We start from the raw sequence: 14,002 nt of genomic DNA, 5'->3' as shown, positions 1-14,002 counted from the left end.
GGCGGCGACGCTAGAGCAGCAGCGTCGCGGCGGTGGCGGCGACGACGTCGTCGACGCTGATGCCGGGCGCGGTCTCGACCAGGCGCAGGCCCTCGTCGGTGACGTCGAGGACGGCCATGTCGGTGATGATCCGCTGTACGCACGCCTTGCCGGTGAGCGGCAGGGCGCACTCGTCGAGGATCTTCGACTCGCCCTTCTTGGAGACGTGCTCCATCATCACGATGACGCGCTTGGCGCCGTGGACGAGGTCCATCGCGCCGCCCATGCCCTTGACCATGTGGCCGGGGATCATCCAGTTGGCGAGGTCACCCTTGGCACTGACCTGCATCGCGCCCAGCACCGCGACGTCCACCTGGCCGCCGCGGATCATGCCGAACGACTGCGACGAGTCGAAGTACGACGCACCCGGCAGGACGGTGACGGTCTCCTTGCCGGCATTGATCAGCTCGGGGTCGAGTTCGTCCTCGGTGGGGTACGGGCCCACACCCAGGATGCCGTTCTCCGAATGCAGGACCACCGTGATGTCCTCGGAGATGTAGTTCGGCACCAGCGTCGGCATACCGATGCCGAGGTTGACGTACTGCCCGTCGGAGAGTTCCTGCGCCACCCGCGCGGCCATCTGCTCGCGGGTCAGCTTCTGCACAATCGTCTGAGTCATGCTCGCACCGTTCGCTTCTCGATTCCGACAGTGACCTTGCCCACGTGCACGACGCGCTGCACGTGGATGCCAGGGGTGTGGATCTGGTCGGGATCCAGCTCGCCCGGCTCGACGAGGTGCTCGACCTGCGCGATGGTGATCCGGCCCGACGCGGCGGCCGGGGGGTTGAAGTTGCGGGCGCTGCGGCGGAAGACGAGGTTGCCGTGGCGGTCACCCTTCCACGCGTGGACGAGGGCGTAGTCGGCGACGATGCCCCGCTCCATGACGTACGTCTGCCCGTCGAACTCGCGGGTCTCCTTGGCCGGGCTCGCGACGGCGATGCCACCGTTGCCGTCGTAGCGGCGGGGCAGGCCTCCGTCCGCGACCTGGGTGCCGACGCCGGCCGGGGTGAAGAACGCGGGGATGCCGGCGCCGCCGGCGCGCAGCCGCTCGGCGAGGGTGCCCTGCGGCGTCAGCTCCACCTCGAGTTCACCGGAGAGGTACTGCCGGGCGAACTCCTTGTTGTCGCCCACGTACGAGCTGACGGTCCGGCGGATCCGGCCCTGCTCGAGCAGCACACCGAGGCCGAAGCCGTCGGTGCCGCAGTTGTTGCTCACCGTCTCGAGATCCGTCGCGCCCTGTTCCAGCAGCGCGTTGATGAGGATCTCCGGCACTCCTACCAGGCCGAACCCGCCGACCGCGATCGTCGCGCCGTCGGGCACGTCTGCGACGGCCTCGGCCGCCGTGGCAATGACTTTGTCCATCATGCGAGCCAGCATACGACGGTTCGTGCGTAATATGAACCCCCGTCCGCATTGCGAACAATTTGGGCACGGGCCGTTGATCGCGCCCGCGGAACGCACTACGGTTGTTCGCATAACGTAACTTCGTCCACATTCCGAACAGGGAAGGCCGAACAAGACTCGGTGCCCCTCACCCGGACCGTCCCCACACGAGGTCGTCACATGCTTCATCTGCCCCCGCAATACCGGCCGATCGGCGCCGACGTGAATGCGCCGCCGGACTTTGCCGACTACAAGACCACCGCGCTGCGCAGCCCCCGGCAGCCCCTCAAGCTGATCCCGCAGCGCCTCGGCGAGGTCACCGGACCCGTGTTCGGCGAGGACCGAGTCCAGCCCGGCGACGCCGACCTGACCATCGCCAACGGCGGCGAGGCCCAGGGGCAGCGCATCGTGGTGCACGGCCGGGTCCTCGACTCGGGCGGCAAGCCCGTCCCGAACACACTGCTCGAGGTGTGGCAGGCGAACGCAGGCGGCCGGTACCGGCACATCGGCGACAACTGGCCCGCGCCGCTCGACCCGCACTTCGACGGCATCGGCCGGTGTGTCACCGACGCCGACGGCCACTACACGTTCACGACGGTCAAGCCGGGCGCGTACCCGTGGCGCAACCACGACAACGCGTGGCGCCCGTCGCACATCCATTTCTCGCTGTTCGGCCAGGCGTTCACGCAGCGCCTGGTGACGCAGATGTACTTCCCGGACGACCCGCTGTTCTTCCAGGACCCGATCTACAACGCGGTCCCCGCCGCCGCCCGGCACCGCATGGTCAGCGTCTTCGACTACGACGCGACCGTGGCCGACTGGGCCCTTGGCTTCCGTTTCGACATCGTCCTGCGCGGACGCGACGCCACCCCGTTCGAGGACGACGAGGATCACGATGACTGACACTTCCCCCAAGAACTCCGGTGCACCGACCTACGAGGTCACCCCTGGCGACTTCACCACCGCCGAGTTCGGCGTCACCCCGTCGCAGACGGTGGGCCCGTACTGGCACATCGGCCTGCCGTGGGCGGACGGCCCCGACGCCGCCCCCGAGGGCACCCCGAACCGGATCACGCTGCGCGTCACCGTCATCGACGGCGCCCGCACGCCGGTCGCGGACGCGATGATCGAGACGTGGCAGGCCGACGCGGCGGGCCGATTCGCCCACGCCGACGACCCGCGCGGCGCGGCCGAGCCGACGCCCGCCGGGTTCCGCGGCTTCGGGCGGGCCGGGGCGGACGAGAGCGGTACCGCTGTGGTCCACACCGTCAAGCCGGGTCCACTGCCCGCCGAGAACGGCGCCGTCGAGGCCCCGCACGTCAACGTCGGTGTCTTCGCCCGCGGCATTCTCGAGCGCCTGTACACCCGGCTGTACTTCCCGGAGGACACCGATGCGCATGCCGTCGACCCGGTGTTGACGTCGCTGCCCGAGTCACAGCGGCCGAAGCTGATCGCGAACAAGACCGACGACGGCTACAGCCTCACGGTCTATGTTCAGGACAGCGATCCCGAGGGCGTCGAGACGCCGTTCTTCGAGCTGTGATCAGGAGCCTGGCGTGACACACACCCGCGGTGCACTGTTCGATCCTGTCTTCGGCGGCTCCGCTGTCGCCGAGGAGGTCTCGGATCACGCGTGGGTGGTCGCACTGCTCACGGTCGAGGCGGCCCTGTCACGGGCCGCCTCGACCGTGGACCTGGTGACGGTCGAGCACGCCTCGACCGTCACGGCCGTCGCGACCGGGCTCGCCGTGCCCGGCACACTCGACATCGCCGACCTCGGCCGCAGGTCCGCTGCCGGCGGCAACCCCGTCATCCCGTTGCTGAAGATCCTGCGGGCGGCCTGCGCCGACGAGGGGGTGCCCGCGTCGGCCGTTCACGTCGGCGCCACCAGCCAGGACGTGATGGACTCGGCGCTGATGCTGATCGCACGCAGGGCGGGTCACATCGTGCTCGCCGGAATGCGGGCGGCGGCGACCTCCGGTGCCGAACTCGCGCGAGCGCACCGCGCCACCCCGATGGTCGCGCGCACGCTCGGGCAGCAGGCCCTGCCCACCACCTTCGGCGCGCTCGCGGTGTCGTGGTTCACCGGCCTCGACGACGCGGCCGCCCAGCTCGAGCGGGCCCTGTCCGCGCTGCCCGTCCAGTTCGGTGGCGCGGCAGGCACTCTCGCCGCCGTCCACCCGCACGGCCTCGACATGGCCGACGCCCTCGCCGACGAACTCGGCCTGGCGCGGCAGGTGGCGCCGTGGCACACCACCCGCACTCCGGTCGCGGCCCTCGCGGCCGCGCTCGGCGTGGCCGCGGGCGCGGTCGCCAAGCCCGCCACCGACATCATCGCGATGGCCTCAACCGAGTTCGACGAGGTCGCCGAGGACGCGCCCGGCGGCTCGTCGGCCATGCCGCACAAACAGAATCCGGTGGCGGCCATCACCGCACGTGCCGCCGCCCGCCGGGCGCCCGGCCTGGTCTCGACCGTCCTGTCGTCGATGGACCACGAGTTCGCCCGGGCCGCGGGCGCGTGGCACGCCGAGTGGGAGACGGTCACCGACCTGCTCCGCCTGGCGGGCGGGGCGGCACACCAGTTGGCGTCGAGCCTCAGCGGACTGCACGTCCACGCCGACTCGATGGCCCGCAACCTCGACATCACCGGCGGGCTGATCCTTGCCGAGCGGGTCACCGGAGCCCTTTCCGCGCACACCGACTCGGCGCGCGAGATCGTCACCGCCGCGGCGGCATCCGGGATCCCGCTCGACCGTGCCCCCGAGATCACCGCGCACCTGTCCGCCGACGAACTGCGCGACCTGCTCGATCCCTCGAACTACCTCGGCCACGCCGTCGACCTCGTCGACCGTGCCCTCGCTTTCCGGCCCGCCCGAACCACCGGAGGACCCGCATGACCGTGGACCTGCACTACGAACGCCACGGCGACCCGACCGCGCCGCCGGTGCTGCTGCTCGGCTCGCTCGGCTCGGATCTGCACATGTGGGATCCACAGGTCCGTGCACTATCGAACCGCACACACGTGATCGCCGTCGACCACCGCGGCCACGGCGGCTCGCCGGCCCCCGCGGGCCCGTACACGATCGCCGACCTGGGCTGCGACGTCATCGCGCTGCTCGACACGCTCGGCCTCGACGCGGCGCACCTCGTGGGCCTGTCTCTCGGGGGGGCGGTCGGGCAGTGGCTTGCGGCGCACCACCCGCAGCGCGTGCAGACCCTGACCCTGCTGTGCACGGCCGCGCAGTTCGCGCCGGCCCAGCCATGGCTCGATCGCGCGGCCACCGTCCGCGCCGACGGCGTCGCGTCCATCGCGGAGTCCATCGTCGGCCGCTGGTTCACCCCCGAACTGGCGCAGCGTGATCCGGAACTGGTGGCCCGCCACGTCGCGATGGTCTCCGGCACCTCCGACGAGGGGTACGCCGCGTGCTGCGAGGCCCTCTCCCAGTGGGACGGCCGCACCGACCTGGCCCGCATCGCGGCGCCCACGCTGGTGATCGCGGCCGAGCAGGACGGCCCCACTCCGCCGTCCGCGCTGCGGACCGTCGCCGACGGCATCGCGGGGGCCCAGTTCCACGTGCTGTCCCCCGGCGCGCACCTGGCGAACGTCGAGCAGGCAGGCGCGGTGACCCGCCTGATCGAGGCCCACATCGCGGCGTCGACCCCGGTGGGTGTGGCCCGCCGCTCCGTCCACGACGTCGGAATGTCGGTGCGCCGTTCGGTTCTCGGCGATGCCCACGTGGACCGCGCGATCGGCTCCAGCACAGCGTTCACCGAGCCGTTCCAGGACTTCATCACCCGCACCGCATGGGGTGACATCTGGGCCCGCGAGGGTCTCGACCACTCCACCCGCCGGCTGCTGACCCTCGCGATCCTCACCGCCGTCGGCAACGAGCACGAGCTCGACCTGCACATCCGGGCCGCCCTCCGGGCGGGCATGGACCCCGAACAGCTCGTGGAAGTATTCCTCCATACCGCGGTGTACGCGGGTGTGCCGAACAGCAACCGTGCGTTCGCGCTCGGGAAGCAGGCTCTCGCCGACCTGGCGGGGGCCACCGAGGGGAGTACCTGACAGTGAGCAACTCGAGCGAGACGACTTCGACCGGGACCGAACCGATCGGGGCGTCGCCCGACTACGTGCAGTCGCTCGCGCGAGGACTGTCCGTCATCAAGGCGTTCGACGCCGACCATCCGCGGCGCACCCTGAGCGAGGTCGCCAAGCACACCGACCTGACGCGGGCGACCGCACGCCGGTTCCTGCTGACGCTCGCCGAACTCGGCTACATCCGCACCGACGGTTCGGTGTTCTGGCTGACTCCGCGAGTGCTCGAGCTCGGCTACAGCTTCCTGTCGAGCCTGTCGCTGCCCGAGATCGCCGGACCTCATCTCGAGGCGTTGTCCGAGCAGGTCCGCGAATCGACGTCGGTCTCGATCCTCGACCAGGACGACGTGGTGTACGTGGCCCGGGTCCCGGTCAGCCGCATCATGACCGTATCCATCAACATCGGTACCCGCTTTCCCGCCTTCGCCACCTCGATGGGCCGAGTCCTGCTCGCGGGGCTGAACAAGCCCGAACTCGACGAGTACCTCGCGCGGGTGACGCTGACACCCCTCACCGGCCGCACCATCGACACCCCGGACATGCTCCGCACCGAACTCGAGCAGGTACGCGCGGACGGCTACTGCGTGGTGGACCAGGAACTCGAGGAGGGCCTGCGCTCACTCGCCGCCCCCATTCGCGACCGCTCGGGCACAGTCGTTGCCTCCGTGAACATTTCGACGCAGGCGGCGCGGTACTCGATCGAGGACGTGTACAACACCCTCGTTCCCGCCGCCGTCGCCGCCGCGGAGGCCATCTCGGCCGATCTCGTCCGCACCCAGCATTGACCATCTCTGCAAGGAAGTAACCATGCCCGACGCAGTCATCTGCGAACCCCTCCGCACCCCCGTCGGCCGATTCGGCGGCGTGTTCCGCGACATCGCCCCCGAGGACCTCGCGGCCACCGTGATCACCGAACTCGTCACACGCACCGGCATCTCCGGAGCCGACATCGACGACGTGATCCTCGGCCAGGCCTCCCCCGGCGGCGAGGCACCCGCGATCGGCCGGATCGCGGCCCTCAATGCCGGTCTCGGCGTGGACGTTCCGGGCCTGCAGGTGGACCGCCGCTGCGGCTCCGGGCTGCAGGCGATCATCCAGGCCGTGATGCAGGTGCAGTCCGGCGGCAGCGACCTCGTCCTCGCGGGCGGTGTCGAGTCGATGAGCCAGGCCGAGTTCTACGCCACCGGAATGCGTTACGGCGTCCGCGGCGAGTCGCTGGCCCTCAACGACCGGCTGGCCCGGGCCCGCGTCACCGCCGGCGGACGGAACCACCCGGTGCCCGGCGGCATGATCGAGACCGCCGAGAACCTGCGCGCCGAGTTCTCCATCAGCCGCGCGGACCAGGACGCGCTCGCCGTGGCGTCCCACCAGCGGGCCGTCGCCGCGCAGCGCAGCGGCGTCTTCGCGCAGGAGATCGTCCCGGTCGCGGTGCCGCAGCGCAAGGGCGACGCCCTGATGGTCGACACCGACGAGCACCCGCGAGCCGACACCACCGTCGAGTCGCTCGCGAAGCTGCGCCCGATCCGCGGCAAGGTCGACCCCGACTCCACCGTCACCGCAGGCAACGCCAGCGGCCAGAACGACGGCGCCGCAATCGCGATCGTCACCACGCCGGAGAGGGCCAAGGCCCTCGGGCTGCGTCCGCTCGCCCGGCTCGCCAGCTGGGCGGTGGCCGGTGTGCCGCCGCGGACGATGGGCATCGGGCCGGTGCCGTCCACCGAGAAGGCGCTGAGCCGCCTGGGCCTGTCGCTGTCCGACATGGACGTCATCGAGCTCAACGAGGCGTTCGCCGCGCAGGCCCTCGCCGTCCTGCGCACGTGGGACCTCGAGGCCGACGACCCGCGCCTGAACCCCAACGGCTCGGGCATCTCCCTCGGCCACCCGGTCGGCGCGACCGGCGCCCGCATCCTCGCGACGTTGCTGCGCGAGATGGACCGTCGCGAGGCTCGCTACGGCCTCGAGACGATGTGCATCGGTGGCGGTCAGGGTTTGGCGGCGGTGTTCGAGCGGATCGCCTGACACCGAGCACAGACAGACGAAATGGCTGGTCCTCGTCCGGGACCGGCCATTTCGGTGCACCAAGAGCGAACCCGGCGACAGCGGATCAGGCATCCACAAGGGCCGACCGGGATTCCCGGTCGGCCCTTGTGCAGCCTGTGTCAGAGGCCCTGTGCAGAGATCGACTCCAACACAGGACGTCTCGCCGCCACGGTGTCACCCGAGGACTTTCCGGTCAGTCGGCGCCCGATCCACGGCCCGACGAAGTCCTTGGTCCAGATGTAGTTCACCCGACGCCGCTCGGCCTTGCTCAGCACCGGAGCCGGCCCCAGATCTGGCCCCTCGAGCTCGTGGCTGACACCGAGCGCATCGAGGGTCTCGACCGCCATCCGATGATGCCCGGCAGTCGACATGTGCAGGCGGTCCCAGTCCCACATCCGTTCGTCGTCGTAGCCGTCGAACCGCCAGAAATCGACAACCACCGCACCGTGCCGGTCCGCGACCTCGCGGACCAGTTCGTTGTAGATCGCGATGCGCCCGCGGATCTTGCCGAACACGGCCGACCACCCCGCGTCGTATGCCGTCCACAACGCCACCGTCGCCCCGCTCGCGGTGAGCTTGCCGATCGCCTCGTCGTAGCGGTCCACCATCGCGTCGATGTCCACCGACGGACGCATCAGGTCGTTCCCGCCGCCGTAGATCGTGACCAGATCCGGCCCAAGGGCGAGCGCCTGATCGACCTGGTCGTCGATGATCTGCCCCAGCAGCTTTCCGCGGACCGCGAGGTTGGCGTACCGGAAGTCCTCGCTCTTGCCCGCGAGCTGCTCGGCGACGCGATCCGCCCAGCCCCGCAGCCCGTTCGGCCGCGCCGGGTCGTGATCGCCGAGCCCCTCCGTGAACGAATCCCCGAGGGCGACGTAACGATTGAAGACAGGTTCCGGCGAATTCATCGCATAGATTTTGCCAGAATGGGCCAGGTCACACCTGCACGGGTTACACGTCGGTGGAGAACCGGACCCCGCCGTCGGGCAGGGCAACGCCCGGCCAGACCCGCGCACCGCGGAGCAGTTCGCAGCGGGCGCCGACGTCAGCGCCGTCGCCGATCACCGCATCGCGCACCAGCGCCCGGGGCCCGATCCGCGCGCCGAATCCGACGATCGACCGTTCCACCGTCGCGCCCGCTTCGATGACCGCGCCGTCGAAGACGACCGCACCGTCGAGCCGTGCGCCCGCGCCGATCTCGGCGCCGCGTCCGACCACCGTGCCGCCGATCAGCACCGCGCCGGGCGCGATGCCCGCGCCCGGGTGCACCAGCGACTCTCCCCGCGGGCCCTCGAGCGCGGGTGAGGGCGCGATGCCGCGCACCAGATCAGCGGACCCGCGGACGAAGTCCTCCGGCGTGCCCATGTCGCGCCAGTAGGCCGCGTCGACATGCCCGAAGACGCGTCGCCCCTCGGCCAACAGCCCGGGGAACACCTCACGCTCCACCGAGACCGGACGCCCGGCCGGGATCTTCTCGATGATCTCGCGCCTGAAGACGTAGCAACCGGCGTTGATCTGGTCGGTCGGCGGATCCTGGGTCTTCTCGAGGAAGTCCGTGACGCGGCCGTCGTCGTCGGTCGGCACGCATCCGAAGGCCCGCGGATCCCCCACCCGGACCAGGTGCATCGTCACGTCCGCCTCGGTGGTGCGGTGCGTATCCAGCACGGCCCGAAGGTCGGTGCCGCCGAGCACGTCGCCGTTGAAGACGATCACGTTGTCGGCCCTGAGCTTGGGCAGCACGTTCCTGATGCCGCCACCGGTGCCGAGCGGCTCGGTCTCGGTGACATAGTCGATCTCCAGACCCATCGACGACCCGTCGCCGAAGTAGTCCTCGAAGACCTCGGCCTTGAACGAGGTGCCGAGCACTACGTGTTTGATCCCGGCCGCGCCGATGCGCGCCAGCAGGTGCTGCAGGAAGGGCAGGCCCGCCGTCGGCAGCATGGGCTTCGGCGCGGAGAGCGTCAGCGGCCGCAGCCTGGTGCCCTTACCGCCGACGAGAACCACCGCGTCCACGTTCGGTTCGCTCGTCACTTGGTCATTCACCATCGTCTGCAGTCCCCTCGTTCTTCGCCCTGTTCCGTACCGCGGCCGCGACGGCCACCTTCGACCGCACCGCGAGACCGCCGCGTAGCGCCCACCGAAGCGGCGCCTGCCACCAATGCGGATGCCGATCGGCCTGGAAGCGGTAGGCGCTCTGGTGATGTGCCGGCAGCATCAACTCGGGATGGCGCCCTGCCGCATGTCCCTTGGCGTGGGTCACCTCGGCCGAGGGCACGAACACGTTGTGCCAGCCCGCGCGGCCGAGTCGATCGCCGAAGTCGACGTCCTCCATGTACATGAAGTACCGGGAGTCGAACCCGTTGATCGAGTCGAATGCGGCGCGACGCACCAGCAGGCAGGACCCGGAGAGCCACCCCACAGGGCGCTCGGACACCTGCTCGTTCTCCTGGCGGTACCGCTGGGTCCACGGATTGGACGGCCAGACGGTGCCGAGGAGGGCGTGGCCTGCGCCCGAGACGAGCCCGGGAACCTGGCGCGCCGACGGGTAGACGCTGCCGTCGGGTTCCAGCACCATCGGACCGAGTGCGCCCGCGCGGGGCCAGCGCTGAGCCGCGTCGAGCAGCACGTCGAGGGAGCCGGCGCCCCAGCGGAGATCGGGATTCGCGATCACCACGAACTCCACATCGGGGTCCAGCTCGGCCACCGCGCGGTTGATGGCACCGCCGTAGCCGATGTTCCCGCCCGTGCGCAGCAGGCGCACGTTGGAATTCTGTTCGAGGGCCGCCTCGGGAGCACCGTCTGTCGACCCGTTGTCGGCCATGACGACCTGGGTCTCCAACGTCGTGGCTTCCTCGAGGGTGTCGAGGAAACTCTGAAGGTGCTTGCCCGGCGAATAGGTCACCGTCACCACGGCCAGCTGCGAACTCACGCCGGCAACCCTAGTCGCTGGCCGGCGGCAACTGCGCCAGGGCCGCCGTCAGCGCCTCCTGCCACGGCCGCAACGGGGTCAGGCCGGCGTCCACCCAGGATGCCTCCGACAGCACCGAGTACGCCGGCCGCGGCGCTGGCCGCACGAACTGGGCACTGGTGCAGGGGCGGACCCTCTCCCGATCCGCACCGACACCGGCGAACACCGCCCTGGCGAGGTCGAACCAGCTCGCCTGGCCGGCGTTCGTCGCGTGCAGCACCCCGCCCGGCACCTCAGGCGAACCGGCCAGCTGCAGCAGGCCGTCGGCCAGGTCACCCGCATAGGTCGGCGACCCGATCTGGTCGTCGACCACGTCGACCGTGTCGCGCTCGCGTTCCAGGCGCAGCATCGTGGCCACGAAGTCCGCGCCCACACCGGTGTAGACCCACGCGGTCCGCACCACGAGGGCGTTCGGGTCGGCGGCGAGCACCGCGCGCTCGCCGTCGAGCTTCGTCCGCCCGTAGGCGGTCCGCGGCCCGGTCTCCGAGTCGGTCTCATATGGGCTGGCCGCGTCGCCCGCGAACACGTAGTCCGTCGACACATGGATCAGTCGGGCGCCGACACGCGCGGTCGCCGACGCCAGATTCCGTGGGCCGAGCACATTCACCCGCTCGGCGGCCTGCTCGTCGGATTCGGCCGCATCGACGGCGGTGTATGCAGCGCAGTTGATGACGACGGTGCCGGGCTCGACGAGCCTGTCGACCGCCTCACCATCGGTGATGTCCAGGTCTCTTGACCCGAATCCGACGATGTCGAGACCGGCCGCGGAACCGCGACGCAGCAACTGCGTGCCGAGCTGGCCACCGGCCCCGGTCACAAGGATCTTTCTCACACAGGAAAGTCTGGCACGCCGGTCCGCGGACACCGGAACCACGCGTCCCCACCAGTAGCCTGGACCCCGGTCGGGGTGAACCACATGCAGAGTTAGGGGGCATCAGGTGCCGGACAACGAGGGAGCTCCGACGGCGAGGCGTACCGCCTTCGGTCGGGGCCAGATAGCCGTCGCGGCCGCGTCGGTCCTCGTCCTCCTCATCACCGGATTCGCGTGGCGCAGCGTCGATGCCCTCACGTCGAACCTCGCAACCGCGCGACTCGAGCTGGGCGACGGCGGCAAGGACGGCGCGGTCGACATCCTCATGGTCGGCACCGACAGTCGCACCGACGCGCACGGCAATCCGCTCTCCGCCGACGAACTGGCCTCGCTCAGGGCAGGCGAGGCGGAGGCAGACAACACCGACACCATCGTGCTCATCCGGGTCCCCACCGACGGCGGCTCTGCGACGGCCGTCTCGATCCCACGCGATTCGTATGTCGAGGTCCCCGGCATCGGCCATTCGAAGATCAACGCCGCCTTCGGGGCCACCCGGGCCACCGAGCAGCAGCGGTTGCTCGACGAGGGCGAGTCCGAGGACGAGGCCGACAAGGCATCGACCCAAGCCGGCCGTGAGGCCCTGATCAAGTCGGTAGCGAACCTCACCGGCATCACCGTCGACCACTACGCGGAGGTCGGGCTGCTGGGATTCGTCCTGCTCACCGACGCCGTCGGCGGTGTCGATGTGTGCCTGAACAACCCGGTCGACGAGTGGATGTCCGGTGCGAAGTTCCCAGCGGGCGAACAGACCCTCAGCGGGTCCAACGCATTGTCCTTCGTCCGGCAGCGACACGACCTCCCGCGCGGCGACCTCGACCGGATCGTCCGCCAGCAGGTGTTCATGGCGTCGCTGGTGCACGAGGTCATCAGCGCCAAGACGCTGAGCAATCCCGGCAAGCTCGCGCAGCTGAGCTCCGCGGTGCAGCGTTCGGTCGTGCTCGACGACGACTGGGACATCATCGATTTCGCGAAGCAACTGCAGGGCCTCGCGGGCGGCGAGGTCAAGTTCCAGACCATCCCGGTCGTCGACCTCAACGCGATGACCGACTACGGCGAGTCGATCGTGCAGGTGGACCCGAAGGCCGTCCGCACGTTCGTTGCCGGCCTGGTGGGCGAGCACGACAGCGGCAGCGAGGCCACCGGCACCGGCGAGGCGCCGTCCATCGACACCTCGAAGGTCACCGTCGACGTGTCCAACGACAGCGGGATCGGCGGGCTCGCGTCCCGGGTGTCCGAGGCACTGACCGAGCAGGGCTACGTGCAGGGTGAGGTCGGGAACAACACCGGCACCACGGTGAGCACGAGCCGCGTCCTCGCGGCCGACCCCGATTCCGACGCGGCGAAGGCCGTCGCGGCCGCGCTCGGCGGCCTGACGATCGTCGGCGACAGCTCGCTGTCCGCGGGCACGGTGAAGGTCCTGATCGCGGCCGATTACACCGGCCCCGGTTCCGGCTCCGACTCCACCTCGGAGCCGACCTCGGATATCGTCGACATGGGCACCAGCCCCACCCCCGCGCCCCCTGGCCCGGCGATCGACGCCGGGAACAAGGGCCCGCGGTGCGTCAACTAGCGAGAACGGCGGCGGAAGTGCCCGACCCGAACACATCCGTGACCAACCTGAGCGCGGCATTTCTCGATCCGATCCTGCAGCAGGATCCGGCCGGCCCGCGCATCACCTACTACGACGATGTCAGCGGCGAGCGGATCGAACTGTCCGCGCTCACCCTCGCCAACTGGGCCGCCAAGACCGCCAACCTGATTCGCGACGAGTTCGGCCTGCTGCCGGGCGCCCGGATCTGTGTGCTGCTCCCCGCGCACTGGCAGAGCGCCGCCGTGCTGCTCGGCTGCTGGTGGGCCGGCGCCGAGGTGCTGCTGGCGCCCGCGGACGACGCGGAGCTCGCGCTGGTCGCGGCAGACCGGCTGGCCGAGGTCGAGGACGTGCCCGAGGTCGCGGTGCTCTCGCTCGACGCGTTCGGTCGCCCCGCCGAGGGGCTCCCGATCGGCGTCACCGACTACGCCACCTCGGTTCGCGTGCACGGCGACCAGTTCCGGCCGGACGCCGGAGCGTCGTCGGCTCTCGACGGCATGTCGATCGCCGAGGTGCTCACCGCGGCAACGGACTCCGCCGCGGCCCAGTCCATCGGCCGCGCGGATCGCGTGCTCTCGAGCTCAGAGTGGGGCACCACGACCGAACTGATCGACGGCCTGCTCGCGGTGCTGGCGGCCGGCGCCTCGCTGGTGCAGGTCGCGCGCCCCTCCGACGACGCGATGGCCAGGCGGATGGGCACCGAGAAGATCACGATCCGACGCTGACCCGATCGCCTGCGTGATCGACGGTCCAGATCCGGCTGCGCAGATCCCCTCCCCGAATCACCTGGATTCGCCAGGGATCAAGGCGCAGGACGTGTAGTTCGGGATCGTCGGGCGACCGCCAGAAGTTGCCCAGGTCGTATCCCGCCCCACGCGGGCTGGTCCGGCGATAGAGGTCCCACACCCGGCGCCTGGTGTCGCCGTCGTCGACCCATTCCGCGACCGTGTCGACCGCCACCGAATTGTTGCCGGGCGCCCAGTACGAGAAGTTCGTGTGCGGGTTCCCGCGCGG

The 14,002-nt window shown here is 70.3% G+C and carries 15 protein-coding genes; 8 read left to right on the top strand and 7 right to left on the bottom strand.

The features are described 5' to 3' along the window. Nucleotides 1-10 precede the first annotated feature (10 nt). Together C8K38_RS06840 and C8K38_RS06835 are read right to left on the bottom strand one after the other, a co-directional pair. Complete coding sequence (locus tag C8K38_RS06840) at nucleotides 11-658, bottom strand: CoA transferase subunit B (RefSeq protein WP_097210540.1); 648 nt, start codon at nucleotides 656-658, stop codon at nucleotides 11-13. Next, nucleotides 655-1,401, bottom strand: a complete 747-nt coding sequence (locus C8K38_RS06835) for a CoA transferase subunit A (RefSeq protein WP_097210670.1) — start codon at nucleotides 1,399-1,401, stop codon at nucleotides 655-657. Before C8K38_RS06835 ends, C8K38_RS06840 begins: the two co-directional genes overlap by 4 nt. Before the next feature lie 201 nt (nucleotides 1,402-1,602). Between C8K38_RS06835 and pcaH the strand changes: the two genes are divergently transcribed. The 6 genes from pcaH to C8K38_RS06805 are packed head-to-tail and all read left to right on the top strand — an operon-like array spanning nucleotide 1,603 to nucleotide 7,540. Then, nucleotides 1,603-2,325 carry a protocatechuate 3,4-dioxygenase subunit beta gene (pcaH, locus tag C8K38_RS06830; protein WP_097210539.1) on the top strand — a complete coding sequence of 241 codons (723 nt, stop codon included), beginning with the start codon at nucleotides 1,603-1,605 and terminating at the stop codon, nucleotides 2,323-2,325. After that, a complete protein-coding gene (gene pcaG, locus C8K38_RS06825; protein WP_097210538.1) occupies nucleotides 2,318-2,965 on the top strand; it encodes a protocatechuate 3,4-dioxygenase subunit alpha in 648 nt (215 codons plus the stop codon). The genes pcaH and pcaG overlap by 8 nt, the downstream gene beginning before the upstream one ends. Nucleotides 2,966-2,978: 13 nt before the next feature. Beyond that, nucleotides 2,979-4,319 carry a lyase family protein gene (locus C8K38_RS06820; protein ID WP_097210537.1) on the top strand — a complete coding sequence of 447 codons (1,341 nt, stop codon included), beginning with the start codon at nucleotides 2,979-2,981 and terminating at the stop codon, nucleotides 4,317-4,319. After that, nucleotides 4,316-5,491: a bifunctional 3-oxoadipate enol-lactonase/4-carboxymuconolactone decarboxylase PcaDC gene (gene pcaDC, locus C8K38_RS06815; RefSeq protein ID WP_097210536.1), complete on the top strand. Its 1,176-nt coding sequence runs from the start codon at nucleotides 4,316-4,318 to the stop codon at nucleotides 5,489-5,491. Before C8K38_RS06820 ends, pcaDC begins: the two co-directional genes overlap by 4 nt. A 2-nt stretch (nucleotides 5,492-5,493) precedes the next feature. Further along, on the top strand, nucleotides 5,494-6,306 hold the full coding sequence (locus C8K38_RS06810) for an IclR family transcriptional regulator (protein ID WP_097210535.1): 813 nt from the start codon (nucleotides 5,494-5,496) through the stop codon (nucleotides 6,304-6,306). A gap of 22 nt (nucleotides 6,307-6,328) precedes the next feature. Beyond that, nucleotides 6,329-7,540: an acetyl-CoA C-acetyltransferase gene (locus C8K38_RS06805; RefSeq protein WP_097210534.1), complete on the top strand. Its 1,212-nt coding sequence runs from the start codon at nucleotides 6,329-6,331 to the stop codon at nucleotides 7,538-7,540. 140 nt (nucleotides 7,541-7,680) lie between these two features. On the opposite strand, the gene C8K38_RS06800 is transcribed toward C8K38_RS06805, so the two are convergent. The 4 genes from C8K38_RS06800 to rfbD are packed head-to-tail and all read right to left on the bottom strand — an operon-like array spanning nucleotide 7,681 to nucleotide 11,361. Continuing rightward, nucleotides 7,681-8,469: an SGNH/GDSL hydrolase family protein gene (locus tag C8K38_RS06800; RefSeq protein WP_097210533.1), complete on the bottom strand. Its 789-nt coding sequence runs from the start codon at nucleotides 8,467-8,469 to the stop codon at nucleotides 7,681-7,683. A gap of 43 nt (nucleotides 8,470-8,512) precedes the next feature. After that, nucleotides 8,513-9,607: a sugar phosphate nucleotidyltransferase gene (locus C8K38_RS06795; RefSeq protein WP_077041012.1), complete on the bottom strand. Its 1,095-nt coding sequence runs from the start codon at nucleotides 9,605-9,607 to the stop codon at nucleotides 8,513-8,515. Next, nucleotides 9,597-10,490, bottom strand: coding sequence for a glycosyltransferase family 2 protein (locus C8K38_RS06790; RefSeq protein ID WP_097210669.1), 894 nt, complete (start codon nucleotides 10,488-10,490; stop codon nucleotides 9,597-9,599). Before C8K38_RS06790 ends, C8K38_RS06795 begins: the two co-directional genes overlap by 11 nt. Nucleotides 10,491-10,500: 10 nt before the next feature. Then, on the bottom strand, nucleotides 10,501-11,361 hold the full coding sequence (rfbD, locus tag C8K38_RS06785; protein ID WP_097210532.1) for a dTDP-4-dehydrorhamnose reductase: 861 nt from the start codon (nucleotides 11,359-11,361) through the stop codon (nucleotides 10,501-10,503). A 106-nt stretch (nucleotides 11,362-11,467) separates the two neighbouring features. Here rfbD and C8K38_RS06780 point away from each other — a divergent pair, with 106 nt between their 5' ends. Next, nucleotides 11,468-12,970: an LCP family protein gene (locus C8K38_RS06780; RefSeq protein ID WP_097210531.1), complete on the top strand. Its 1,503-nt coding sequence runs from the start codon at nucleotides 11,468-11,470 to the stop codon at nucleotides 12,968-12,970. A gap of 38 nt (nucleotides 12,971-13,008) precedes the next feature. Further along, nucleotides 13,009-13,713 (top strand): TIGR03089 family protein, encoded by a 705-nt coding sequence (locus C8K38_RS06775; protein WP_097210530.1) that lies wholly within the window; start codon nucleotides 13,009-13,011, stop codon nucleotides 13,711-13,713. On the opposite strand, the gene C8K38_RS06770 is transcribed toward C8K38_RS06775, so the two are convergent. Then, nucleotides 13,697-13,948: a hypothetical protein gene (locus tag C8K38_RS06770; protein ID WP_209928834.1), complete on the bottom strand. Its 252-nt coding sequence runs from the start codon at nucleotides 13,946-13,948 to the stop codon at nucleotides 13,697-13,699. The two genes, C8K38_RS06775 and C8K38_RS06770, sit on opposite strands and share 17 nt — an antisense overlap. Nucleotides 13,949-14,002: the final 54 nt, after the last annotated feature.

The sequence above is a fragment of the Rhodococcus sp. OK611 genome, assembly GCF_003050885.1.
Taxonomy (GTDB): domain Bacteria; phylum Actinomycetota; class Actinomycetes; order Mycobacteriales; family Mycobacteriaceae; genus Rhodococcus_G; species Rhodococcus_G oryzae.
The sequence above is the reverse complement of the archived record's forward strand: the minus strand, read 5'-3'. Positions and strand labels throughout refer to the sequence as shown.

Excerpts from the sequence above, each read along its gene's own strand:
- C8K38_RS06840 (WP_097210540.1), bottom strand. The coding sequence starts at position 658 with ATGACTCAGACGATTGTGCAGAAGCTGACCCGCGAGCAGATGGCCGCG.
- C8K38_RS06835 (WP_097210670.1), bottom strand. The coding sequence starts at position 1,401 with ATGGACAAAGTCATTGCCACGGCGGCCGAGGCCGTCGCAGACGTGCCC.
- pcaH (WP_097210539.1), top strand. The coding sequence starts at position 1,603 with ATGCTTCATCTGCCCCCGCAATACCGGCCGATCGGCGCCGACGTGAAT.
- pcaG (WP_097210538.1), top strand. The coding sequence starts at position 2,318 with ATGACTGACACTTCCCCCAAGAACTCCGGTGCACCGACCTACGAGGTC.
- pcaDC (WP_097210536.1), top strand. The coding sequence starts at position 4,316 with ATGACCGTGGACCTGCACTACGAACGCCACGGCGACCCGACCGCGCCG.
- C8K38_RS06805 (WP_097210534.1), top strand. The coding sequence starts at position 6,329 with ATGCCCGACGCAGTCATCTGCGAACCCCTCCGCACCCCCGTCGGCCGA.
- C8K38_RS06800 (WP_097210533.1), bottom strand. The coding sequence starts at position 8,469 with ATGAATTCGCCGGAACCTGTCTTCAATCGTTACGTCGCCCTCGGGGAT.
- C8K38_RS06795 (WP_077041012.1), bottom strand. The coding sequence starts at position 9,607 with ATGGTGAATGACCAAGTGACGAGCGAACCGAACGTGGACGCGGTGGTT.